Origin of the sequence: Marinifilum sp. JC120 (assembly GCA_004923195.1) — a bacterium.
Classification (GTDB): Bacteria; Desulfobacterota; Desulfovibrionia; order Desulfovibrionales; family Desulfovibrionaceae; genus Maridesulfovibrio.
The window spans coordinates 62,536-86,796 of record RDSB01000014.1 but is presented as its reverse complement, the minus strand read 5'-3'; the positions used below and the strand labels follow the sequence as shown (position 1 = coordinate 86,796).

22 protein-coding genes and 1 pseudogene are annotated in these 24,261 nt (G+C 47.2%); 13 read left to right on the top strand and 10 right to left on the bottom strand.

The annotated features are described in order from the left end of the window. Positions 1-80: 80 nt before the first annotated feature. The 3 genes from D0S45_14230 to uvrA all read left to right on the top strand — a co-directional run bounded on the left by D0S45_14230 (position 81) and on the right by uvrA (position 5,181). Positions 81-1,202: an ATP-binding protein gene (locus D0S45_14230; protein TIH13769.1), complete on the top strand. Its 1,122-nt coding sequence runs from the start codon at positions 81-83 to the stop codon at positions 1,200-1,202. 221 nt (positions 1,203-1,423) lie between these two features. Continuing rightward, positions 1,424-2,257, top strand: a complete 834-nt coding sequence (locus D0S45_14225) for an HD domain-containing protein (protein TIH13768.1) — start codon at positions 1,424-1,426, stop codon at positions 2,255-2,257. Between the two features lie 179 nt (positions 2,258-2,436). Then, a complete protein-coding gene (gene uvrA, locus D0S45_14220) occupies positions 2,437-5,181 on the top strand; it encodes an excinuclease ABC subunit UvrA (GenBank protein ID TIH13767.1) in 2,745 nt (914 codons plus the stop codon). A 42-nt stretch (positions 5,182-5,223) separates the two neighbouring features. Here the strand turns inward: uvrA and D0S45_14215 are convergent, their stop codons facing one another. The 6 genes from D0S45_14215 to D0S45_14190 all read right to left on the bottom strand — a co-directional run bounded on the left by D0S45_14215 (position 5,224) and on the right by D0S45_14190 (position 9,036). Then, the gene (locus D0S45_14215) at positions 5,224-5,538 is read right to left on the bottom strand and encodes an Hpt domain-containing protein (GenBank protein TIH13766.1); all 315 of its coding nucleotides are present in this window, start codon (positions 5,536-5,538) and stop codon (positions 5,224-5,226) included. A 55-nt stretch (positions 5,539-5,593) separates the two neighbouring features. Next, positions 5,594-6,391, bottom strand: coding sequence for an acetolactate decarboxylase (budA, locus tag D0S45_14210; GenBank protein ID TIH13765.1), 798 nt, complete (start codon positions 6,389-6,391; stop codon positions 5,594-5,596). Between the two features lie 33 nt (positions 6,392-6,424). After that, complete coding sequence (locus D0S45_14205) at positions 6,425-6,937, bottom strand: chemotaxis protein CheD (protein ID TIH13764.1); 513 nt, start codon at positions 6,935-6,937, stop codon at positions 6,425-6,427. 142 nt (positions 6,938-7,079) lie between these two features. Beyond that, positions 7,080-7,856, bottom strand: a complete 777-nt coding sequence (locus tag D0S45_14200; GenBank protein TIH13763.1) for a disulfide bond formation protein DsbA — start codon at positions 7,854-7,856, stop codon at positions 7,080-7,082. 10 nt (positions 7,857-7,866) lie between these two features. Beyond that, complete coding sequence (locus D0S45_14195; GenBank protein TIH13762.1) at positions 7,867-8,202, bottom strand: anti-sigma factor antagonist; 336 nt, start codon at positions 8,200-8,202, stop codon at positions 7,867-7,869. Positions 8,203-8,322: 120 nt separating this feature from the next. Further along, positions 8,323-9,036 carry a M48 family peptidase gene (locus D0S45_14190; protein ID TIH13761.1) on the bottom strand — a complete coding sequence of 238 codons (714 nt, stop codon included), beginning with the start codon at positions 9,034-9,036 and terminating at the stop codon, positions 8,323-8,325. 107 nt (positions 9,037-9,143) lie between these two features. Here D0S45_14190 and D0S45_14185 point away from each other — a divergent pair, with 107 nt between their 5' ends. The 5 genes from D0S45_14185 (at position 9,144) to D0S45_14165 (ending at position 13,751) form a co-directional block, all read left to right on the top strand. Beyond that, positions 9,144-10,304, top strand: a complete 1,161-nt coding sequence (locus tag D0S45_14185) for an MFS transporter (protein TIH13760.1) — start codon at positions 9,144-9,146, stop codon at positions 10,302-10,304. 135 nt (positions 10,305-10,439) lie between these two features. Beyond that, positions 10,440-11,129: a DNA-binding response regulator gene (locus D0S45_14180; protein ID TIH13759.1), complete on the top strand. Its 690-nt coding sequence runs from the start codon at positions 10,440-10,442 to the stop codon at positions 11,127-11,129. Then, positions 11,089-12,429, top strand: a complete 1,341-nt coding sequence (locus D0S45_14175; GenBank protein ID TIH13758.1) for a sensor histidine kinase — start codon at positions 11,089-11,091, stop codon at positions 12,427-12,429. Before D0S45_14180 ends, D0S45_14175 begins: the two co-directional genes overlap by 41 nt. 161 nt (positions 12,430-12,590) lie before the next feature. Continuing rightward, positions 12,591-13,475, top strand: a complete 885-nt coding sequence (locus D0S45_14170; GenBank protein TIH13757.1) for a hypothetical protein — start codon at positions 12,591-12,593, stop codon at positions 13,473-13,475. Between the two features lie 3 nt (positions 13,476-13,478). After that, positions 13,479-13,751 (top strand): hypothetical protein, encoded by a 273-nt coding sequence (locus D0S45_14165; GenBank protein ID TIH13756.1) that lies wholly within the window; start codon positions 13,479-13,481, stop codon positions 13,749-13,751. Here the strand turns inward: D0S45_14165 and D0S45_14160 are convergent. Together D0S45_14160 and D0S45_14155 are read right to left on the bottom strand one after the other, a co-directional pair. Next, complete coding sequence (locus D0S45_14160; GenBank protein TIH13755.1) at positions 13,744-14,934, bottom strand: pyridoxal phosphate-dependent aminotransferase; 1,191 nt, start codon at positions 14,932-14,934, stop codon at positions 13,744-13,746. The genes D0S45_14165 and D0S45_14160 overlap by 8 nt on opposite strands. A gap of 17 nt (positions 14,935-14,951) precedes the next feature. Beyond that, the gene (locus tag D0S45_14155) at positions 14,952-16,493 is read right to left on the bottom strand and encodes a DEAD/DEAH box helicase (protein TIH13754.1); all 1,542 of its coding nucleotides are present in this window, start codon (positions 16,491-16,493) and stop codon (positions 14,952-14,954) included. 204 nt (positions 16,494-16,697) lie between these two features. Between D0S45_14155 and D0S45_14150 the strand changes: the two are divergent. Continuing rightward, positions 16,698-17,720: pseudogene (locus D0S45_14150) on the top strand (DoxX family membrane protein). A gap of 74 nt (positions 17,721-17,794) precedes the next feature. Here the strand turns inward: D0S45_14150 and D0S45_14145 are convergent. Continuing rightward, the gene (locus D0S45_14145; GenBank protein ID TIH13753.1) at positions 17,795-18,874 is read right to left on the bottom strand and encodes a response regulator; all 1,080 of its coding nucleotides are present in this window, start codon (positions 18,872-18,874) and stop codon (positions 17,795-17,797) included. Positions 18,875-19,070: 196 nt separating this feature from the next. Between D0S45_14145 and ald the strand changes: the two genes are divergently transcribed. From ald to D0S45_14125, 4 genes are all read left to right on the top strand, one after another. Further along, positions 19,071-20,177: an alanine dehydrogenase gene (ald, locus tag D0S45_14140; protein ID TIH13752.1), complete on the top strand. Its 1,107-nt coding sequence runs from the start codon at positions 19,071-19,073 to the stop codon at positions 20,175-20,177. A 203-nt stretch (positions 20,178-20,380) separates the two neighbouring features. Continuing rightward, positions 20,381-22,189, top strand: coding sequence for a PAS domain S-box protein (locus D0S45_14135; GenBank protein TIH13751.1), 1,809 nt, complete (start codon positions 20,381-20,383; stop codon positions 22,187-22,189). A 2-nt stretch (positions 22,190-22,191) separates the two neighbouring features. Further along, positions 22,192-22,560: a response regulator gene (locus tag D0S45_14130; protein TIH13750.1), complete on the top strand. Its 369-nt coding sequence runs from the start codon at positions 22,192-22,194 to the stop codon at positions 22,558-22,560. A gap of 81 nt (positions 22,561-22,641) precedes the next feature. After that, positions 22,642-23,394 (top strand): flagellar motor protein MotB, encoded by a 753-nt coding sequence (locus tag D0S45_14125; GenBank protein TIH13749.1) that lies wholly within the window; start codon positions 22,642-22,644, stop codon positions 23,392-23,394. Between the two features lie 84 nt (positions 23,395-23,478). Here D0S45_14125 and D0S45_14120 read toward each other — a convergent pair whose 3' ends face one another. Further along, positions 23,479-23,874, bottom strand: a complete 396-nt coding sequence (locus D0S45_14120; protein ID TIH13748.1) for a transcriptional regulator — start codon at positions 23,872-23,874, stop codon at positions 23,479-23,481. Positions 23,875-24,261 lie beyond the last annotated feature (387 nt).

The window sequence follows — 24,261 nt, the reverse complement described above, 5'->3', positions numbered from 1 at the left end:
TTGACAAACCAAAATATTCCACTAGAATAATTCTATAAGAATAAAATTTAATATTCTGCTAGAATGATTTTAGGTGATCCATGAATAATCCTTTCCGATTTAATACCTTACGGCCCAGCGATCCCTTTTGTGATCGTGAAAAAGAACTTGCAGATCTGATTTTGCACGGCATGAACGGTGCGAATGTTACCCTATTTTCTCCGCGTAGATACGGGAAGACTTCTCTGATTAAGCGAGCTCAAAAGGATTTGCATGATAAAGGGGCATATGTCTTTTATGTGGATTTTTACCGAGTTATGTCGGTTGAAGATCTAGCGTCCAGACTTGCTAAGGCTATTTATGAAGGGCTGAGCGATTACGTGTCCTTTTTTGAGAAGAGCAAAAAGGCTTTGCTTGATTTTTTCAAGACCTACCGTCCGGTTTTCACACCCACTGAGGATGGCGGAATACAGATAGATGTGCGCGCTTCTGAGGGCATTTCCGGTTATGATCTGCTTGAGTCGCTTCTTTCTGAGATCGGGCGGTTTGCAGAAAAGGTGGACAAGCCTGTGCATATTGCCATGGATGAATTTCAGGATATTGTAGAAGTGGACAAAGGTAAAACCGAAGCTTTGTTGCGGACCCATATCCAAATGCATAGCGTGGGGTATATCTTTGCGGGTAGCAGGCGGCGTATTCTGAAGTCTATGTTTACGGACAGGCATCGTCCTTTCTACAATAGCACTCTTTTGATGGAACTTCCTCCGCTGCCTCACGATGACCTTGTGGAGTATATTGTTGATCTTTTCGAAAAGGGAGGCAATTTTATTTCACACGAAGCGGCGGCCTCTGTATCTAATCTTGTTCAGCAGTATCCTTATTACGCGCAGTTGTTTTGCTATTTGTTGTTCAGCATGGGAACTGATCCCAACCTTGAAGATGTGGATGAATGTTTTGAATCATTGCTTGCAAGTGAAAGATACTCATATCAGGGAGTTGTGGATGGCTTAACTTCTGTACAGCAGGGCTTGTTGGTGGGACTTGCGAAACATCCGGGAAGTAAAGTTACCTCGCAGGCTTTTTTAAGGGAAACCAACCTTTCTCCGGGAGGAGTTCAAAAAGCCCTAAAACATTTAAGTTTGCAGGATTTAATTAGCGACGAAGAAAATGGATGGAATCTTGTTGATCCAGTTTTTAGGAAGTGGCTGGTCAGGACTTTTTAGTTAAGATCTCCCCCTCAGCAATCTTGCAAAGGGGGTATTTATTTTGCATTAATATTATTCCAAGAGAATAATATTTTTTATTCTACTAGAATTATTCCATCAGAATAATTTGCTCAAATTCATCCAACTAATCCGTTTTTATCCCCTCTGGAACTTTCCTCCACTTCAGTATAAAAGGGAAGACAATCAGTCTTGTTGTACCCTTAACCACGGATAGCTTCATGAAAGGACTTACCGAACTGCTGACCTGTATTCAGGAAATTTCAGGCGGCAATTATTCCAATGATATTATGAATTTGACCACTGAGGGATTTGATCCTTATGTGCGGGAACTGGCTGAATCCGTGGGGTTGATGATGGTCCGTATTGAGGCTCGTGAGTTTGCTCTTGAGCAGGCCAATGAGGAACTTAAGTGTAATGTTGTGGCAACCATCAAGGCTGTGGCTCGTGGACTGAGCCTGCGTGATCCGTATACCCGCGGTCATGCGGAACGGGTGGGACTTTACTGCGAACGTCTGGCGCGCAGGATGGAACTTTCCGAAGATGAAATTTGGACCATGCACGTGGCCGGAACCTTGCACGATATAGGCAAGATCGGGTTCAGTGACCGTTTGATTCAAAATGTGGATACTAAGGTTGATGCTGAAATGCTGGCAGAGATCAAACAGCACCCGGAATGGGGATTCCGTATGTTGCGCGGGTTGGAATTCCTCGGTCCTGCCCTTGAATATGTGCGTTCTCATCATGAACGGCTGGACGGCACAGGATATCCCAACGGTTTGCAGGGCGATGAAATTAAAACCGGCTCACGTATTCTTTCCATAGCTGATGTTTTTGACGCGGTGACCACTACCCGCACCTATCAGAATGCCATGGACCTTAATAAAGCTTTCTCCATCCTGCGTAAGCTGGCAGGACCGTCACTTGATCCGGAATTAGTGGAGTTGTTCGTCGCAGACATCAAAGAAAACGGGCTTGAGGACGTGGAAGATAATTTCAGCACCAGTCCTATGCCTAAATGCGAAGATCCTGACAAAGACATAAAAAATAATTAAGAATCATTCCTGATAAACTTGCCTTCTTTCTGGAAATGCTTATTCTCTCCCTTCGTTGAATTTTTCCAACTATCCGCATAACACGGCGAAGCCATATTAAAAGTTTTTGAAGAGTCCAAAGAAACTTTTTTCAAAAAGTTTCTTTGGCCCTCGGAGAGCCGCCGGAGGCATCTTAATACATGAAAAAATCTATCCATATTGAAGGTGCGCGTCAGCACAACCTTAAAAATTTGACCCTTGATATTCCACGTGACCAACTGGTTGTGGTCTGTGGTCCTTCAGGGTCCGGTAAATCCACCTTGTCCTTCGATATTGTCTATGCCGAGGGCCAGCGCAGGTATGTGGAATCCCTTTCCGCATACGCAAGGCAATTCCTCCCACAGCTGGACAAACCAAAGGTGGACAAGATCGAGGGCCTTTCCCCGGCCATTTCGTTGGAACAGCAATCCACCTCGCGTAACCCGCGTTCAACCGTGGGTACGGTAACCGAGATTTATGACTTTTTGCGCGTGTTCTTTGCAAGGCTGGGTAAATTCCACTGTCCTGAATGTGGCATCCCCATTGCGGCCCAGACTTCCGATGAGATTCTGGACCGGATCATGGCTCTTGGTGAAGGCACTAAATTCATGCTGATGGCCCCGCTGGTGGATCACCAGAAAGGGACGCATAAGGACCTGTTCAAAAAGTTGAAAAAAGAAGGGTTCGTGCGTGTGCGTGTGGACGGGCAAGTCTACACTATTGATGATGCGCCGGACCTTGAGAAGAATAAGAAACACAATATTGATTTGGTGGTGGACCGCCTTGTAATCAAAGGCGATATGAAAAAACGTCTGGGCGATTCCCTTGAGCTTGCCCTGCGTTACGGGGACGAATCCATTGTGGTTTCCATCATCGGCGGCGATGATGTGTACCTCTCCACCATGTCCACCTGTCCTTCATGCAAGATAAGTATGCCCAAGCTTTCTCCGCAGTTGTTTTCATTCAATAGCCCGCAGGGTGCCTGTACACTCTGCTCCGGTCTCGGCAGTGTGGATTATTATGAACCGGAATTGCTGGCCCCCAACAAAGGGTTGTCGCTCAAGACAGGGGCGGTCATCCCGTGGAAATCGCCCAAGATGTTTGAACGCTATGAAGCGGATTTCCGTGCACTGGGCAAAAAACACGGTTTTAAAGTAGATACCCCGCTTAGTGAATTTTCAGCTGCTGCGCACAAAGCCCTGTTCTACGGTGACAAGGAACTGGGCTGGGAAGGCGTGGTGGATCTGCTTGAGGTGGGCCATAATCTTGGGCGTATCTGGCGTGACGAGCTTTCGCGTTTCCGTCAGTCAAGACCATGCCCGGCCTGTGAAGGCGCGAGACTGCGTCCCGAGTCATTAGCCGTAAAAGTGAATTCTGTTTCAGTTTTTGAGTTCTGCTCCATGTCCATCAAACGGGCATTGGATTGGCTGGAAGGTTTGGAATTTTCAGGGCACGAAATGCTTATCGCTGAACCGCTGCTGAAGGAATTGACCCACCGTCTCGGGTTTATGGTTAACGTGGGTCTTGATTACCTGAACCTTGGCCGGAACATGGCAACTTTATCCGGTGGTGAGGCTCAGCGTATCAGGCTGGCCGGACAGCTCGGTTCCGGGCTGGTGGGTGTTACCTACGTACTTGATGAACCTTCCATCGGTTTGCATCCGCGCGATAATGAGCGGTTGATTAAAACCCTGCGTTCCCTGCAATCCCGTGGTAATACCGTACTGGTGGTGGAGCATGATGAATCCACCATTCGCAGCGCAGACCATGTAATTGAGATTGGTCCCGGTTCGGGCATGCTCGGCGGCGAGATTGTTTATCAGGGCAGTGTGAAAAAGCTGCTCGGTAAGGCTCAGACTTTGACTGCCAAGTATCTGCGTGGCGAGCTGGCTTTGGACAAGCCTGATGAGCGACGCATCCCCGAAGACTGGATCAAGATGAAAGGTGTTAATACTAACAACCTTAAGAATCTTGATGTGGATATTCCGCTGGGCGTACTCTGCTGTTTTACCGGGGTTTCCGGTTCGGGCAAGAGTTCGCTGGTGGTGGATTCCATGTACAAGCACATAGCATTGTCGCGTGGGGTGAAGGTGGATCAGCCCGGACGTATTTCCGGCATTGACGGCATCGAGAAAATTGAGAAAATTATTTCCATCGACCAGTCGCCCATCGGCAGGACTCCGCGTTCCAACCCGGCAACTTATACAAAAATCTTTGATGATATTCGCAAGATTTTCTGCGCTACCAAAGAAGCTAAAAAACGGGGTTACAAGCCCGGTCGTTTCAGTTTTAACGTGCGTGGCGGTCGTTGCGAAGCCTGTCGCGGTGATGGTCAGATCAGGGTGGAGATGCATTTTCTGCCCGATGTGTACGTGACCTGCGATGTATGCAAGGGCAAGCGGTATAACAGCCAGACTCTGGAAGTTGATTACAAGGGCAAGAATATTGCGGAAGTGCTGGATATGACCGTGCGTCAGTCCAAGGCTTTTTTTGAGAATCACCCTACGCTCAAACGCAGGCTGGAAGTACTGGAACAGGTCGGACTCGAATATGTGCAATTGGGCCAGCCAGCTACAACCCTTTCCGGTGGTGAAGCACAGCGCATCAAGATTTCCCGTGAGCTTGGTAAGCGCAGCCTGCCCGGAACATTGTATATCCTTGATGAGCCTACCACCGGGCTGCATATGCACGAGGTGGGGAAGCTTATCAAGGTCTTGCAACAGCTGGTGGAGAAGGGAGCCACGGTTATCGTCATCGAGCATAATACCGATGTGATTCGTGCTTCTGATTATGTTTTTGACTTGGGGCCCGGAGGCGGGGAGTCCGGCGGGCAGATTGTGGCTCAGGGGACTCCTGAAGAAATTATCGCCAATCCTGATTCGGTTACCGGAAAGTTTTTGATGTAAAATGGTAAGGCCGGGAGTTAAGGAAACTCCCGGCCTTATTTATTATTCGTCCATTTCAACAAATTCTATATCGATATGGTTCAGGAAATGTCTGATCTCAGCAGTGAATTCCGGGACCTTAGACATATCGTTGTCCATAGCTTTGTCTTCAATGAGAGTTCCCAGTCGGGTCAGTTCGTCAAGTCCATATGAGGAACCGGTGCCTTTGAGACGGTGTCCCAGCAACCTGATGATTTCGAAGTTTTTTTGAGCAACTGCTTCTTCGAGCTCCGCTAGTTCTTTTTGTCTGATTTCCAGATAACGGCCCATGATGGCTTCAAGGTCTTCGTCTACCTGAACAAGGATTCGTTCGCTCATGCTTAACTCCCGGCCAATATTATACAGTTACAAAGAGAGTGATTATGGAGTTATTTTACTTCTTCTCAGAATCTTTTTCCACTTCTTTTAATTCTTTTTGTCTATCTTTTTCGAATTTAGAGTCGAGAAAGCTTCTGGTCTCGGGAAGTTGTAACTGAAATTCGTTGTATGTTCCGACTTTTGCGGCCATATTTTTGAAGATGCAATTAAGAACATGCCCCCCGAAAGTGCGCTCCTTGTTTATGAAATGCCAGTGAAAACCAGGTACCCCGATCCCTTTGACATAGGAAGGACTTTTTATACCGATCATGGTTCCTTCAATTTCTTTAAATCCAAAGATACTCTGATTTTTAACCACTTCTTTCAGTGGCGGGTATGGTTTTTTCTGAGCCGGGACACTGCGGGTGCGCATTTTGTGAAATTTTCCATCAATACGAATAACGTAAAAGATGTTTTCAGAACCAAGGGCTTTTGAAATTTTGCTGTTCAATTCATCCAGAGATTTTACGGAATCAAGTTTAATTATTTTGTCTGTTTTGAACACAGCCGCAGCCGCAAATGGAGTGAGTTCGTTATCGTTCGTTTTAAGGACTTTACCTCGGGCATTGACTTTGTATACCTCGCCGTCGAGGAAAACCATTTCTCCGTCCAGACTGTTGAAAGTGCCCAGTCCTGTATCTCCGTGCTTTTTTAAATCTGCAATGGTCAGTTCACCATCGTAATTGCCTGCAAGTAAAGAATCAATGATCGAGTATTGGTAGATGGTGTTGCCTGCTGCGGAAAGCCCGGGCAGGCAGAAAATAAAAAGGGCGAATAGAAGAAGAGCAGAAGAAAGCTTATTAGTGAATTTCATTTTATTCTTGCAGAGTATGGCCGTTTAGAGGGGCTAAAACATCTTTTTTTCAAGCCTTTTGATCCAGACATCTCCGGTGTAGGTTGAAAAGAGCAACTTTCTTCCTACATTTCCGCCCACGTCCATGGTAAGAGGCTTGAGTCCTATTGCTTTTAAATTTTCCAGGGCGGCATCAACATTTCTGTTGCCGATTCCCAACGCGCATGACGGTCTTACCTGAGAATAAGTCAAGCCGGTTGCTCCACCGAAAAGCTTAACTTCAAGTTCGTTTTTTCTGACCCCCAGACGCCTCATACTCTTTAGCAAATGGTCGACAGCTGTGTCTACATACCTGCAAATCTGAATGGAAGGCTCGTTTGTATTTTTAATTTCTGAGCGTGAGGGCAGGAAGGCATGACAGATAACCCCTTGTCTTTTGCGGGGAGAGAACATGGATATCGCCACACAAGACCCGAGAACAGTAGAAACTATGGTTGGTTTTACGCCGATATATGCATCCCCGGTATGCAGGAATACACGGCGTACATCAGATTCACTTTGTGGCATTACGTTCATTTAGTTGGAAGATTATATGTATTTTGGAATGCTACGATAATATATCACTATCGTGCTCATGCCCAGTATTATTGTTGTGGTCTGTTTTGATATTCCTAAAAAAATAACACAAGGCTGGAAGCCGTCGAGAATTTTAATTGCTGCGAATCATCTGGAGCACTTCTTCAAATTCTTCCACCGGGGCGGCCCCTGTCACAGTTACCCCGTTTACAAGAAATACCGGGGATGCGGTCAGGCCCAGCTTGCGGGCTTCCTTGCGGTCCCCGTCAATTCGAGCATTGACCTGTGCAGAATTCAGGACTCGATGCAGTTGTGCCATATCCGCTCCGCATTTTTCTGCCAGCTGATCAAGTCTTTTTGTCCCGTTCTTCTTGATGGACAGTCTGTTTTGCAGGAGCAGTCGATTAAGTCTCTTTGCCTTGGTCTGATCCTGAATGGCAAGGGCTTCATAATATCTGGCCGCAGGGAGAGACATCTTGTGTAATCCAAGCGGGTTGTGCCGGAAACGGTAGCTGATGTCCGGGTGCTTTTCCAGCAACTCATGGATTGCCTTGTCCGCCTTCGCACTGGTCGCACTCTGGAAGTCGGAGAAGACTACAATATTGATTTTCCCATTGGATGAACCCCATACCGGGCGGCCCGGGTGGAGCTGTGGATTTTTGGGATTTTTAAGCTGCTTGAGTCTGCCTGCCCTGATCCGGGATTTGTTTTTTCTTTCAAGTCCGATCTGCAAAAGGTCGTAGAGCTTTTCCTCATGTCCTTTCAGGGCATCAAAAATCAGATCCGGGTTGTTCTTCAGAACCCGGCGTATTTCTTCCTTGGAAATGGTCCGGGACCCTTCGGCTTTGCAAGTTTGCCCGCTGATGAGGAATATTGATGTCATAAGGAAGGTCAGAACAAGACGCAGCATATAGAATCTCTCAGGATATTTTTTCCGCAGCGGTAAGAGCGGAGCTGTAGATATTGAACATTGTACCGAATCCGGAAATTTCAAATACTTCGCTGATCATTCCGGCAATATTGGCGAAAGCAATGGTGCCATCTGTTGTCTTCAGTTTCTTGGCGCAAAAAAGAATGGCCCTAAGTCCGGCACTGGAAATGTATTCCAGATCCCCAAGATCGAAGACTATTTTAGTTTCCCCGGCTTCAATTTGTTTGCACATTTCGTTTTCAAGATCTGTAGACGTAAGCGCATCAAGGCGTCCTTTGATGCCCAGTATTAAAACATTTCCCACTTTCTTGCTGCTGATTTCCATCGCGAATCCTCAAAGAGATATATGTGATTGTGCTTTTAGCTGTGTTCTTATTAAAAAATTAAACTTCATCCATTTGTGCGTGTTTGTAAAGAGGAAGAAGCAGGGTGAAAGGTTGGAGCATTAAAAATTAATCCAAGCCGGAACCAGCCTTCCGGCTTCGGAAAGTTCCTTTTCCAGCTCTTCCACATCCGGTTCCACCATTTTAACCAGCCGCCAGTATTTTGCTGAATGGTTGAGGTGTACGGTGTGGCAGAGTTCGTGGATCAGTACATAGCGCATCAAGCGGTAGGGCAGGAACAGGAGTTTCATGTTCAGGTTGATATTGCCCTTGGCAGAGCAGCTGCCCCAGCGTTTGCGCTGGGAACGGATGAATACTTTGCTGAAGGGCAGGTTGAGTTCGTCTGATATTTTTTTGAGTTCGGGCACAAGGAATTCCCGCGCTTCACTGCGCACAAAACGGTTCAGCACTTCAAGCTCTTCTTTCGGGGACCAGTCCGAGCCGCTTAAAAGAAGTTTGTCCACATTACGGCGCATGCGCAGTCCCGGTTTACGGTTTTCGACTCTTCTTACCGTGAAAATTTTTCCGCTGGAGGCAAAACATATTTCATCAGGCAGGATCAGCTCCGGCGGGGATAGGGAAAGCCCTTTTTGCTCCAGTCTGCGAATATTGTGCTCAATCCATTCCCTCCGCTTTTCAAGAAAGTAGGGCACATCTCTGCGGTTCGCCCCTCTGGGCAATACCACTTCAAGCCCCTTGTCAGGGATGAGTTTGATGATCACGTTTTTCGCCCTTGGGCTGACCCGTACTGTATACGGGGGAGGAAAGTCTGCCATTTCTTTGCCTGTTAAATTTTACTTGTTTTATAAAAGATGCAGGATTACTTTTGCCGTCCCTGCTATACGCCCATTTATCACAATCTCATCATTTTAAGGATCGCAGCGTGCCTACAAAAAGCTTCACTTCCCGTAAGATGTATATATTTCTGCTTGTGCTGACCATTGCTACCACTGTCGGCTTTCAGGGCTGGCGGACCCTGCTCAACAACTTTGCCGTTGAAGTCGCCGGGCTGGACGGCGGAGAGTTCGGCATGCTTGGGTCCATCCGGGAAATTCCGGGCTTTCTGGCTTTGCTTGTAATCTACGTGCTCATGTTCATCAAGGAGCATCGGCTGGCTGCACTTTCGGTGATTGTTATGGGAATTGGTATCTGTATTACCGGGTATTTTCCGTCTTTTGCCGGGCTGGCATTGACTACTCTGGTTATGTCCTTCGGCTTCCACTACTACGAAACCCTGAATCAATCCCTGACCCTGCAATATTTCGGCTACTCTGAGGCTCCGCTGGTCATGGGCCGCTTGCGTAGTCTTGCCGCTGCTACGAATATTTGCGTGGGCATAGTTGTAATATCCATTTCCGGATTCATGGATTATCAGGATATATTTTTGGGAGCTGGGCTGGTTGCGGTTATCGCCGGATTTTATTGTCTGACCCGTGATCCATCCTCTCCTGATTTGCCTCCGCAGCACAAGAAGATGATCTTTCGTTCCAAGTACTGGCTCTTCTATGCCCTGACATTTATAGCCGGGGCGCGTAGGCAGATTTTTGTGGCTTTTGCCGTTTTCTTGCTGGTTAAGAAATTCGGATTTTCTTTGCAGCATATCGCCATTCTTTTTGTGGTCAATAATGTGATCAACTATTTTGTGAATCCACTTATTGCCAAGTCGGTAAACAAGTTTGGTGAACGCAAGGTCCTGACTCTCGAATACGTCAGCCTTACCTTGATTTTTACCGCCTATGCCTACACTGACAGCCCCCTTGTGGGAGCACTGCTCTATATTTTAGATAATATCTTTTTCAACTTCACCATAGCCATCAAAACTTTCTTTCAGAAGATTGCCGACAAACCGGATATTGCGCCAAGTATGGCGGTCAGTTTTACCATAAACCATATTGCGGCAGTGTTTGTGCCTGTACTGGGAGGAATCGCCTGGATGCAGGATTACCGTATTGTTTTCCTCGGAGCAGCAGGAATGGCACTGGTCTCTTTAGTGCTGAGCCAGTTTGTGGATCGCGAATTACGCTTGAAGGGGCAGGTTGGGTAGATCAGGCCAATTGTTCACATATATTTCACAGAAATCGGCCTAGGTATATGGCAATTATTCTCTTTTCCGGTGCTGCCAAGTATGAGAAAAAGACTTTGATTTAATGTTTTAGCTTTCATGAAATGGGGGTTTGACATGTCGCCATTAAAATTGTTGGTTGTAGAAGATCATCAGGACCTTGCTGAAAATATATGTGACTATCTGGAAGCATGCGGTCATGTTGTTGACTATGCTGCCGACGGGGTTGTCGGGCTGCATCTGTCCGTGACTGAAAAGTACGATGCTATCATACTGGATGTTATGCTACCGGGGATGGATGGAATTGATGTCTGTTCCCGGATTCGCAAGGCTCCCATTTCTCAGCCCGCCATTATAATACTTACAGCTTTAGACGCATTGCAGGATAAGCTTACAGGTTTTGCTGCCGGAGTCGATGACTACCTCGTGAAGCCTTTTGCTCTGGAAGAGTTAAGTGCGCGGCTTAAATCAATTACCGTGCGCAACAGAGGGCGCAGCAATTCGTTGTTGAGTGTCGGTTCTTTGGTTATGGATACCGGAAGTATGGCCGTAAGCAGGGAAGGGAGCTCCATTAAGCTTAACCGGGCCTGTTTTCAGATTTTACGGCTTCTTATGGAGACCTACCCCAACGTGTTGGCCCGTAAGGATGTGGAGTTTTCCATCTGGGGTGAAGATCCTCCGGACAGTGATTCTTTACGTAGTCATATTTATAAGTTGCGTTGTAAGGTGGACAAGGAATTTTCTTATCCCATGATTCAGACTGTCCATGGAGTCGGTTTTAAGCTGGCCGGGAAAAATGAAGATTAACAGTTTACGCTTCAAGGCGATTGTTTTTTACAGTGTCTTTTTGGTGACTTTGCTTGGATTATATAGCTGGGCTCAGTTCGGAACAGCCCGGGTTACTGAGGATGAGGTTATCAATAATATCCTCCGTGATGAGGCTGATGATTACTTCAGGCGTTACGCTGAAGACAAAAATGCACGTCTGCCTATATTGCTGAATTTGCAGGCAGTAACAGATCCGGAGCAGCTCCCTCTTGATTTTAAGGACAAGTTGCCTTCTTTGCGGGACGGCTTTTATGAAACCAGCGGCCCGGCAGCAATTCCCGGCCCGGATACCCACAATACATTGGTGCGCACTTATCCTGAAGGAGGTAGGAGACTGTTTCTGATTTACGATGCCAGTCATGTGCTTGCCAAGCAGTCTTGTCTTTTGGGTACTACCAGTATTTTTATTCTTTATTTCGTTTTTATTGCTGCTTTGGGCATAATTCTGGTGATATTTATTGGTAAAATGGTGTTCCATCCCCTTGATTCTTTTACTGAAAAACTAAGGGCATACAAGGCGGATGATTTGGATCGGTCGTTCTCGGAGTCAGCACGCAAAGATGAAATAGGTCTGCTTGCTTTAAATATTCAGAATTCATTTGAAAGAGTGCGTCTGTTTATCAAGCGGGAAAAGGAATTTACCAGAGATGTCAGTCATGAATTGCGCACCCCGTTAAGTGTTGTCAAAGGTGCTTTGGAGCTTGTCAGACTTTCCCGTTCTTCTGAAATTCCTGAGATGCAGAAACCTTTGGGCCGGATAGAGCGTTCAGTAAAGGATATGGAAGAGACTATTGAAACTTTGCTCTGGATAGCCCGGGAAGAAAACAAGGAAGTTTCGGACGGTTGTTTCAAGATAAACAAGGCTGTTGAGAGGGTTCTTCGAAGTTTACAGCCCCTTGCAGAGCTCAAAAAAGTTAAACCGATTGTGGAAGTGAGCGGTTTCGCTTCCAATAATGCTTCTGAACGTGCTTTTTCCATTGTTCTTACTAATGTCCTCAGCAATGCTTTTAAATTTTCTCCGGGTGGCTCTGTCGGAATTCGCATAAACGATTCTTTAGTGACTGTATGGGATACCGGAATGGGCATTCCTGATAATATTATGAAAAATATTTCAGATCCTTATGTGAAAGGGGAGAGCAGTTGCGGTCTCGGGCTTGGGTTATCCATAGTACAAAGGTTGTGTGATCGGTTTGATTGGATTTTTTCCATAAGCAGGCGTTCTGAAGGCGGCACAATTGTTTCCATTGATTTCAGTTCGACAGAAGGATCAGTTGAATAAGGTCTATTTATTGTGGTTTCTTAAGAATAATTGAGGTGTTTTGTCTTATTAAAATTGCTATTTCACGATTATTTCACATGTTAATTACAAGCTGTTCACGCTGTGAATTTTATTCAATTGCTGACTGCAAAGAATAATCTGTTTTGAAGGAGCTCTTTTTTATGACCAAAATTACCAATACCATACTTGCTTTTTTAATTCTGTGCTGCGCCAGTACCGCCGCCGCAGCAGAAGAAGAGAAAGGACTTTTTGAGCCCATATCCGTCCGGGCTACCGGGAAATATATTTCCGACGCTGACTACAAAGACAGTGACGGTTCCTCCAGTGTTGCCGGAGGACAAGTCCGTCTGAATGCCGGGGGATTTTCCGTCAGCTACGAAGGGCAGCATTACTCCTGGGATAATGTGGGGCAGCTTAATTTCGGTAACGGTCAGGATGATCCTTGGGATACCTTGCACCGTTTGAGCATTGGTTACACTCTTAATGGTGCGATCAATAATAATTGGTTTTACGGAGTCGGAATAACCGGGACATCCGCTTTCGAAGAGCAGATGGAAGATTCATACGGTGGTGCTTTGCGTGGGCATATCGGCTATTCCTTCAATGAAAATTTGAAGGCATTGATCGGACTGCGTGCTTTTGCCAACAGCATCCGGGTTTCGGCTATGCCTTATTTCGGTGTGAACTACACTGACTATGCTGAGGACGGTTCCGGGTATTTCGTAAACCTCGGCATGCCTGCCACTGAGGTGGGATATTCTTTTGATGAAGTCTCCACCATTCGCACTGCCTTCAACTTAGACGGCAAAACTTATCGCCTCAAAGATGACAGCGCTGTTTCGGATGCCGGATACGTGGAGGTGAGCAGTATGAAGCTTGGTGTTTATTATGACTGCAAGCCGATTAAAAACTTTTCCATGTCCATTGGGCCGGAATATGTGTTCGCAAGGGAAACCAAGTTCTTTGACAAGCACGGAGATAAGTTCGGTTCAGAAGATCAGGAATCCGCTTTCGGAGCATTTTTTAATTTAAAATATAAGTTTTAATTTATGCCTCCGGCGGCTGGGGAAAGGGAACTTTTGGGAAAAGTTCCCCTTCCCCAGACCCCATCCCCTCAAAACTTTTTAATAAGCTTCGCATGCAGCTTGGAAAAGCGACCCAGCAAAAAAGACCGCAATATCTCGAAAGATATTGCGGTCTTTGCGTTTGGACTAATCTATTTGCGAAGCGGCGAAGCCCTACTAAAAAAGTTTGGGATTCTAAAACCCTTTTCAAAGGGTTTTAGGCCCCCGGCAGGGTCGCCGAAGGCATACTTTACTTAAAATTAGCGATAGCTTTTTTGAAACCTTCGCGGGAACGTTCGATTACTTCTGTGCCTACGCAGAATGCGAGGCGGAAGTAGCCGGGACAACCAAATCCTGTTCCGGGCACGGCGAGGATTTTTTCTTCCTGCAATGCGGCGCAGAATTTTACATCATCACCGCCGGGTGCTTCGGGGAAGAAGTAGAATGCGCCCTTGGGCATGGTGTAGGAATACCCGGCATCTTTAAGCACGGAATCCATGGCATTGCGGCGTTCAAGGTAAATGTTCTTGTCTACCTGTGAGCCGATGGCCTTTTCAAGCAGCTTCTGACCCACTGCGGGGGCATTGACAAAACCTAAGATGCGGTTGGTTAACACCAGTCCGGCCATTAACTGTTCTTTGCCCGGCATTTCCGGGTTGAGCAGGCCGTAACCCACGCGCTCACCGGCAAGGGAAAGGTTCTTGGAAAAAGAACTTACTACGATGCTGTAAGGGTAAAGTGGCAGAATGGACGGAACTTCCACATCATCGAAAGCGAGGAACCTGTATGGCTCGTCAGCAACGAGGAAGATGGGCCGCTCGCGGCCTTCGTTCGCTTTTTTGAGGATCGCAGCCAGCCCTTCAAGCTCCGCCTTGGTGTAGACAGCCCCGGTGGGGTTGTTGGGGGAGTTGATCAGCACCACGCGGGTCTTCTCGTTGATGGCTGCTTCAATGGCGTCGAGGTCTAGCTCAAAGGTCAGCGGCTTGGAAGGTACGGTAACCAGTTCGCCGCCGGAGTTCTGGGCATAAAAGCCGTATTCAACGAAAAAGGGAGCGGGGCAGAGAATCTGGTCGCCGGGTTCGAGGATTGCCCGGTAAAGAGCATTGATAGCCCCGGCTGCGCCGCAGGTGACGATCAGGTCTGATCCTGCAACTTTAACACCCTGTTCTGCGGAAACTGTTTTAGCCAGTTTTTCACGCAGGGTGGGGTAGCCAAAGTTAGGCATATAGCCGAAAGCAAAAGGCTTATGCGCTGTTTCGGCAAGTTCTCTCAGTCCTTCACCTACTGCTGCGGGTGCGGGAACGTCGGGGTTGCCCAGTGAAAAGTCGCAGACTGCGTCTTCACCATACTTTTTTTTCAGTACCATTCCTGTTTCGAACATCTTGCGAATCCAGGATGAACGTTCGATGTATCCTTCCACCTGAGTTGAAAGAAGCTTCATTTTAGTTCTCCACTTTTCTATCTGCGGTTGCGATTGTAATTCCCGCTGCGGCCCTTGTTCTGTGATTGTCCGCCCTTCGGCTTACCGTGATAGTTCTTTTTGCGGGGGCGGGAATTTCTTTGCGGTTTGGGTCTGGGTGCCGGTGGCTGTTCTGCACGGGCGTGCAGGGATTTCTGGTACAGTTCGTCCAGAAGTAGGCCTACGAGGATACATTGTTCGTCATCCTGCGCCAGCTGGCGGACCAGATCTTTATAGCGGGTGATGCGTTCTCTTTCAAGGATGGTTTTGGAGCGAAACTGACCTTCAAGGATGGTGGTCAGTCTTTCGTTGATGGTTTCCAGTACCTGCTTGTCATCCGGCAGTTCACGGACTTCAAATATGATGTTGTAGGCTGTGGCAATGCGTTGCAGCTCGATTTTCTGGATCACATCTACAAGAGATATGGCCACCCCGGATGAACCTGCTCGGCCCGTACGTCCCGCGCGGTGGATGTATGATTCTTTATCTTCCGGCGGCTCGTACATGATGACGTGAGAGAGGTCCGGCACATCGATTCCGCGTGCGGCAATGTCGGTAGCCACGAGGAAGCGCACTTCCCCGGAGCGGAGCTGGGCCAGCACCCGTTCGCGTTTGGACTGCGAAAGGTCCGAGGTCAGGTCTGCGGCATTGAAACCGAAATTATTAAGCACTGCGGCAACGAATTCAACATTGGCCTTGGTGTTACAGAAAATGATGGCTGAGGTGGGGTTTTCCATTTCAAGGATGCGCATAAGATGGCGTTCCTTACCCATGGAGGGGACCTCATAATAGGCATGGTCGATCTCGGTTACATGCACCTGCTTGCTGCTAAGGCTGAGCAGCTGCGGCTTGTACATGAATTCCTTGGACAAACGAATCACGTGCTCAGGAAATGTTGCCGAGAACATGTAAGTGGAAATGGGTCTGCGTGGCAGATATGACTTCACTTCGCGCATGTCCGGGTAAAAACCGATGGAAAGCATGCGGTCTGCTTCATCAAAAATCAGGGTTTCGAGATCTTCAAGGTCAAAGGTGCGCCGCAGCAGGAGATCAAGAATCCTGCCCGGAGTACCTACAACCATGTGCGCGCCTTTTTCCAGCTCATCGCACTGGTGTCCGTAGCCGACACCGCCGTAAACCGAAAGAACCCGCAGGCCGGAGCCTTCGAAAATTCTTTCCGCTTCACGCTCCACCTGTCGCGCGAGTTCGCGAGTGGGGACGAGGATCAGGGCCTGAGTGTAATTGATATTGGGGTCGAGTTTTTCCAGCAGAGGCAGGACGAATGCACCGGTCTTACCGCTGCCGGTCTTGGCCTGCACCATGAGGTCTTGATTGGATAGCTGATAGGGGAGTGATTTGGACTGGACCGGGGTCAGTTTATCCCAGCCCGCTTTATCAATGGCGTTCAGTATGGATGGGGGGAGTTCTTCTATAGCGATTTCCGGCATGGCCTCTTCAGGCTCCACTACTTTATCCGGTTCGTCGTGAACGCTTTCGTTCTGCATTTTCTGCGCAGCTTGGTCATCTTTTGAATTGGTCATAAATGTTTTTCCTATTAAAACTTGAAATATCCCTAAAACACTACGCTATAAGTATTGGATTTTGCAAAGGGTATTTTGACATACAATTGCAGGTATCGGAAAATCAAATAAAAAGATCATTGTATGATTAAATTTAACTATTTGATTTTAAACTTAAATTGAATGTAATCCCAAGTTGGGAAAACTTTTTGAACGGGTGGTGTAATGCTTGAAAAGCTGATGTCCAAACAGGTCTACTTCATTCTAAGATGCGTTCTGGCTGCTGTGTTTTTATATGCAGGGGCGGGTAAACTTATGGATGTACAGGGGTTTGCTACGGTTATTAGCGGGTATGGATTGCTGCCCGGGCAATTGAACTATGTTGCTGCGCTCGTGCTTCCACTGGCGGAAATAGTTATTGCCGCCGGGTTGCTCTGGGATGTGAAAGGTTCTCTTTCTTCCTATTCCGTTCTTCTGCTCGTGTTCATGGCGGTGCTGGCTCACGGCATCAACATGGGGCTTGATGTTGATTGCGGTTGTTTTGCCCCGGATGATCCGGAAGGGGAGGCGTATCATTCCTTGCGCGAGGCTTTGTTGCGGGATGCTTTTCTGTTGTTAGGTTGCGGTTATCTCTATTTGTTGCGTTGGGTGAAAGGCTATCGCTCCCGGCCTGTACTGACTCTTGTCGCTAGATAGTATTTTAATTTGGAGGATGATGGAATGAAGATGTTTAAGAATATTTCTGTGATTGCTACCCTGTGCGCTTTGATGTTCGCTATGACCGGATGTCTGGGTTCCGATAAGTTCGTTCAGGAAGTGGAGAAGGAAAAAAGCGCGGTTAAGTTGCTTAAAGAAGTTCAGCGCGGCGATTATGATATTATCACCACCCCTGAGCTAAAAGCACTGCATGACAAGAAAGAGGACATGGTCATCATCGATACCATGCCGTACGAAGCCAGCTACAAAAAAGAGCACGTACCCGGTGCAAAGCAGTTCCTCTTCCCCATTCCCGACATGTTAGAGTGGGACGTGAAGGAAACTGACGGCAAGACCAAAGAGCAGTTCATTGAAATGCTCGGCCCGGACAAAGACAAGCTCATCGTTATCTATTGCGGATTCGTAAAATGCACCCGCAGTCACAACGGTGCAGCATGGGCCAAAAAGCTCGGCTACACCAATGTAAAAAGATACCCCGGCGGCATCTTCGCATGGAAGGGCGCCAAGTACCCTGCCGCTTCCGTTAAATAAAAAAGTCAATACACTCTTAGGACCGTTTGGTCCTCTCTCCCCGCCCCGGTGCATTGTGCGCCGGGGCTTTTTGTTTACCCCTCAATTCCCACCAGAACCCCGTCCGGTTGCTCCCCATTGCGCTGGAGCATTTCCCCGGCGGCTTGGCAGGCTGTTTCAAGATCCACACCTGATGAGAGATGGCAGGCTTCCATAAGTTCGTTGATGGCTTCTCCTTCGCGCTCGTACGAGGCCAGCATTTCCCTGCTGAATATGAAAGCGCGGTCTCCTTTGCTGATTTTATAGCTGGAGCAGGGCGGCAGGCCCATTCCAAGGCTGCCCAGATTCCCGCTTTGTCTTTCGATGAGCAGTGGAGGATGTTCCCGGCGCAGAAGAATAACCGGAAGTGCTCCCGCATTGACTACGCTCAGGACTTCGTTTTCCCGGTCCCAATGGGCGTAACTGGCGGAAAATTCATTTTTGATATGTTTCTTTAGGCTGACCCCGATATTGCACATAGTTTCGGAAGGGCTGAACAGAGGACCACTGTTTTCGGTCAGCAGGATTTTAATTGTTTCAGGGAGTTTTTCAGCGCAGGACTGGGAGCAGTTCAGCAGTAGGTGCCCTTCGCTTTTGCCATTCATTGTCACACATTCATGTATGAACTGTCCTGAGTTTCGGGGCAGGCTCGGAAATACTGCCCTTGATCCACAGGCCGGAAAGTCTACTTCGGTGACTTTGGGGCTGGTTTTTGTGGGCAATTGTTCATTTAGTTGCCTGTTACAGGCGGTCAGTTTCAGGTGTAGCCTGATGCGTTGAATGACGTCCTTGTAGGCAAAGGGTTTGACTATGAAATCTACGGCTCCGGCATCGAAACCTTTGGATGTGTTGCCGTCGTCATCAAGGGCACTGAGGAAAATGATTGGTATTTCAGAAGTCTCAGGGGAGAGACGCAGTACCGAGGCACATTCGAATCCGTTTTCTTCGGGCATCATGATGTCCAGAAGGATCAGGTCCGGGTGTTCCTGCTCTGCAATTGCTCTTGCTCTGCGTCCGCTTGCTGCAGTGAGGATGTTGTAGCCCTGTTGCTTCAGTACCAGCTCTAGGAATTCAAGATTGAACGGTTCGTCATCCACTATAAGAATGGTCGGTATATTGTTGGGACAGACAGGCATTTGCAGAATCCTTTGCGTGTCTACAGGTTAGTTGGGCATTCTGTTTTCGTAAAATAGTTTAAAGCAGAAAAAAAGTCTTCATGTTTAAAAATATTATGTACATTCTTCGAAATTTTTCGTTGCTAAGAAAGTTGCTGTTGCGTTAGATTGTTGGATCTTTTTAAATCTACAACTTTTATTAGCAGGAGTTGATGACATGCTTATTGGTATCCCTAAAGAAATTAAAACCATGGAGAACAGGGTCTCAATGACCCCCGGCGCGGTTGAAACTCTCGTCCGTCGCGGCCATGCCGTTGTGGTTGAAAAAGGAGCCGGACTCGGTTCCGGGCTTTCCGATGAGGAATATGTGTCCGCCGGTGCCAAGATTGGGTCCGTGGACGATGCCTGGGCCGCAGAAATGGTTGTTAAGGTTAAAGAGCCTATTGCCTCCGAGTATCAATATCTTCGTAAAGACCTCCTGCTATTTACCTATCTGCACCTTGCTGCGGACGAGGCGTTGACCAAGGTTTTGCTTGAATCCGGGACCATCGGTGTTGCCTATGAAACCGTTCAGCTTCCTGACGGCTCCCTGCCCCTGCTTACTCCCATGAGTGAAGTTGCCGGACGTATGGCCGCACAGGAAGGTGCGTTGCACCTTGAGAAGACTAAGGGCGGACGCGGCATTCTTGTGGGCGGTGTCCCCGGTGTCGCACCAGCTAAGGTCATGGTCATCGGCGGCGGCGTTGTTGGTACCAACGCGGCCAAGATTGCCGCAGGTATGGGCGCGAAGGTTACTATTTTCGATGTTAACCACGCCCGTCTCCAATATCTTGATGATATATTTAATGGTCGTGTGAACACCATTACTTCTACTGAACCTAATATCCGCGCAGCAGTTGCCGAGGCCGACCTGATTATTGGTGCGGTGCTTATTCCCGGTGCCAAGGCTCCAAATCTGGTCACCCGCGGCATGCTTTCCACTATGAAGGAAGGTGCTGTAATTGTCGATGTTGCTGTTGATCAGGGCGGCTGTGTTGAGACCATCAAGCCCACCACCCACACCGATCCTACCTATGTTGTGGATGGGGTTGTTCATTATGGTGTTGCAAACATGCCCGGAGCGGTTCCCCGTACTTCTACTTTTGCCCTTGTGAACCAGACTCTGCCTTACGCCCTCCAGCTTGCTGATAAAGGTCTTGACGCTCTGCGTGAAAATCACTCCCTCCAGCTCGGCCTGAACACCATGAATGGCAAACTGACCTATGCGGCTGTGGGTGAGGCTTTCGGTATTGAAGCAGTCACTCCTGATGAAGCTCTTGCTTAGTCCGGTCTGATATATTTGCTGGCAGGATTTAGTCAGTTGTTTCCGGGGCGGAGGCTTGTGGCCTTCGCCCTTTTTTTAAGTGATGAAAAAAAGTAATGTTTGGGCTATTAATTTAATATGCATTTCTGGCGATTGATGTTCAATCGTCCGTAATGGAAAAATTTGTTGTACGTTTATTGTTTGTTGCCGGACTGGGGTGAGTTATGAGGGAAATTAGACATGCAGGCAGGAATATGCTGCTTACCTTCGGGCTTATATCGGCTTTGCTGTGGCTTGCTGACTCTGTTTTTGAATTTCTGTGGTTTAACGAGGAAGCTCTTTCATTCAGTGCTCTTTTGTTGCCGTTTGGGAATCTTCATGAAATTTATATGCGTGTTATGCTGGTTAGTTCTTTGCTCGTGAGCGGAGCGGTGGTTTCTTACCTTTATGACAGGGCTGTCAGGTCGGAAGACCAGGCACGTGCGAGCGAGGAAAAGCTTAAAACCATATTTAACTCGATCGGGGATGCAGTTATCGCAACTGATGCAAATGGACTTGTAACCCGCATGAATCCGGTTGCCGAGCAATTGACAGGCTGGAGTGTTGCTGATGGCATTGGCTGCCCGCTCTCGGAAGTTTTTAAGATAATTAATGCGGTTACCAGTCATCCATGTGCAAATCCGGTTGATAAAGTTTTGGAGTCAAAGGGTGTTGTTGGGCTTGCAAACCATACCTCACTTATTTCCCGGTCCGGGGAGGAATTTCAGATTGCTGATTCAGCAGCTCCGGTGTTTGATGATCTGGGTGAGATATCAGGAACAGTCCTCGTCTTTCGGGATGTTTCCGAAGATTATCGTCAGCGTGAAGAACTGCGCAGGCTGCGTAATTACCTATCTAATATAATTGATTCCATGCCTTCTGTTCTTGTGGGTGTAGATGCCGAAGGACATGTCACCCAGTGGAATATGACTGCGGAGAAGGTGACCGGAGTTTCAGCTGATGATGCTCAGGGAAAATCTCTGGTGTCTGTCTTCCCGCGTATGGCTTCTGAAATGGATAAGATAAAGGAAAGTCTCCGCACGCGGCAGCCCCGTAGTGAAGAGCGTAAGATTCGCCAGGGCGAAAATGGCATCTGTTATGAGAACTTGACCATATATCCGCTTATTGCCAACGGGGTGGAAGGGGCGGTTATTCAAATTGACGATGTTACCGAACGGTGCAATCTGGAGCAGATGATGATCCAGACCGAAAAAATGATGTCCGTGGGCGGGTTGGCCGCTGGCATGGCCCATGAGATAAATAACCCGCTGGCCGCCATTGCCGGGAATTCTCAGAACATACTTAACCGCATATACAAGGATTTGGAAAAGAATCGAAAAACAGCCAGTGAATGTAATGTAGATCTGGGTAATTTACGGGAATATCTTTCCAGAAGGGATGTTCCGAAAATGCTTAATGGGATTTCCGAATCCTGCAACCGGGCTGCCACAATTGTGAGTAATATGCTCCGCTTTAGTCGTAAAAGTGAACGCAAATTCGGCGAGTGCAACCTTGCGGAATTGATGAATAACACTATAGAGCTTGCAGCCAACGATTACGATATAAAAAAGGAATATGATTTCAGGAAGATTGAAATTATCAAAGAGTACAATCCTGATATTTCCGGGGTGATCTGCGAGGAAAATGAGATCCAGCAGGTTTTCCTCAATCTGCTTAAAAACGGGGCTCAGGCCATGATGGAAAAGGAATATTTTGAAGATGGCCCTCGTTTTGTTCTAAGATTAAAAAAAGAAGAAAAGATGGTCATTATTGAAATTGAAGACAATGGTCCCGGCATGACCGAGGATGTCCGTAAAAGGGTTTTTGAGCCCTTTTATTCCACCAAGAGTGTGGGGCAGGGGACCGGGTTGGGGCTATCTGTTTCGTATTTCATCATAACCGACCAGCATAATGGTCTTATGGAAGTTAATTCCGTTCCGGGCAGTTGGACCCGGTTTGGAATAAAGATACCCATTTCAGGACAGGAGGCATAAATATGTCACATTCAGTACTTGTTCTCGACGATGACGTACATGTCAGGGAAAGTCTTGCGATCAGTCTTGAAGATGAGGAGTTTGATGTCTACGAAGCTGGCAGTTCGGAAGAGGCCTTAAGTTTTCTTGAAAAGCAGAAAGTGGATCTGGTTGTTGTTGATTTGCGGCTTCCCGGTATGAATGGTACTGATTTTATTAATGAGGCCCGGCAGAAATGGTCGGAACTGAAATTTATCATCTACACGGGGTCTCCAGAGTTCAGTATTCCGGTGGATCTGGCTGAAGTTACTTGTGTGTCAAATTCTATTTTTCTTAAACCGTTACCCTCCTGTGAGGTCATGGTCAGCGAAATCAGGCGAATGCTGAATTAGCAGAAGCTTGTATTTGCAATAAGAGCGGGTAGCCGTTATCTGTTTTTCTGAAAAGAACGGTTATGCCCGGAGTGTATTTTAGTGCCCCCTAAAAAAGAAAAGATCATATATATTGAAGCGAAAGCTCCTACTGAGCCTCCTCCGGAGGAGGGGTTGCCGCCATGGATGGCCACCTTTGCGGATATGGTTACCCTGCTGCTGTGTTTCTTTGTCCTACTGCTTTCCTTTGCGAATCAGGATGTCGCTAACTTTGAGACCTTGAAAGGGTCCATGCGCGATGCTTTTGGTATGCAGACTCAGGACAAGTCCGGAAAGCAAATGGCTTTTTCCAAAAGTCCCCATTCTGCTTCATCCGATAAAGCTAAAGCTAAGAAAAAGATGGAGGCCCTTGAGGTTGATATCAGGGCTTTTATTTCTGCGGGTAAATTACAGAAGTTAATGTCAGTCAATACTGACCAGCAGGGTGTTCTGGTTAGGGTTCCCACCCGGGCTATATTCATGCCTGGAACGGCTCAGATTAATCCCAAGGCATTAAAAATGCTGGATAAGGTGGCCAGCATTATGAAGAAAAAGGATTTTAATATGGTGGTGCGCGGGCATACTGATGACCGGGCCACCAAGAACAATATTTACAGTTCCAACTGGGAACTTTCTGCTGCCCGGGCCGCTTCCTGTTTACGTTATATTCTCAAGCGATCAGGGGTTTCATCCAAAAGGGTCAAGGCTGTGGGGTACGCTGGAACAAAGCCGCTGGTTCCCAATACTTCAAATCGGAACAGGGCCATTAATCGCAGGGTGGAATTTTTCTACCAGCCGCCTTCGGACAAGTGGTAAAATTATTTTGAAAAATTAAAAGCCCCGTTATTTCATTAGGAAATAACGGGGCTTTTTGCTTCTGTTTAATAAGCTGAGTAGCAGTTATTGCTTTTTGCGCTTTTCCCAGAGGCGCATTTCTTTCATCTTTTTGCGTCGTTCCCGTTGCAGGGATTTGCAGACCAGCGGGGTTTTTTTCGCATATCCCCATTTTTCGCGATATTCGTCCGGGGTGAGATCGTATTTTGCCAGATGCCTTTTGGTCAAAACCTTGAATGATTTTCCGGATTCAAGGCAGATGATGCTTTTTTCTCTGATGGCTTTCTTGGGGTCCACCGGGGGAGTCGGCTCAGTTGACCCACTGTCAAGCATGCCTTCACTGATCTTTTTGATTCCGGCTGCAAGTTTCTGCACCATGGAAGTTATTTCTTCTTCTGTCATGGTCCTTACACTGGCCTGTGCTTTTACTATTTCAAGAGCTTCTTTAAGATGATCTTCCATACCCTCTCCCTTTCCATGTTTTTACGGTTGCCGTAGAATTTATGTATTAATTTTTTTTAGTTTGTTGATGTGAAATGGTGTTATGTCTAGTATAGAAACTTTTAATTAACGCTAGTTTTCATTTTAAGACTTTAACCGACCACTAATAACTATGAATAGCATTATATGCATATAAAGGTGAAGTAGAATGTTAAAAAAAACTCCTACTTTTTTAAACAGCTGAACAGTGTTGTATCCTAACTTGTCCAATTTAGTGTGGTTTGGGCTGTGAATAAATATGGGCTAAGTCGTAATCGACAGCTTTATGTCAGTCAGTAATGTTTTGTTGTGCCCCAAAAGCATGTTGGTGTTACTTTTTTGAGATAGTTGGTGTATAAGGCAATGTAG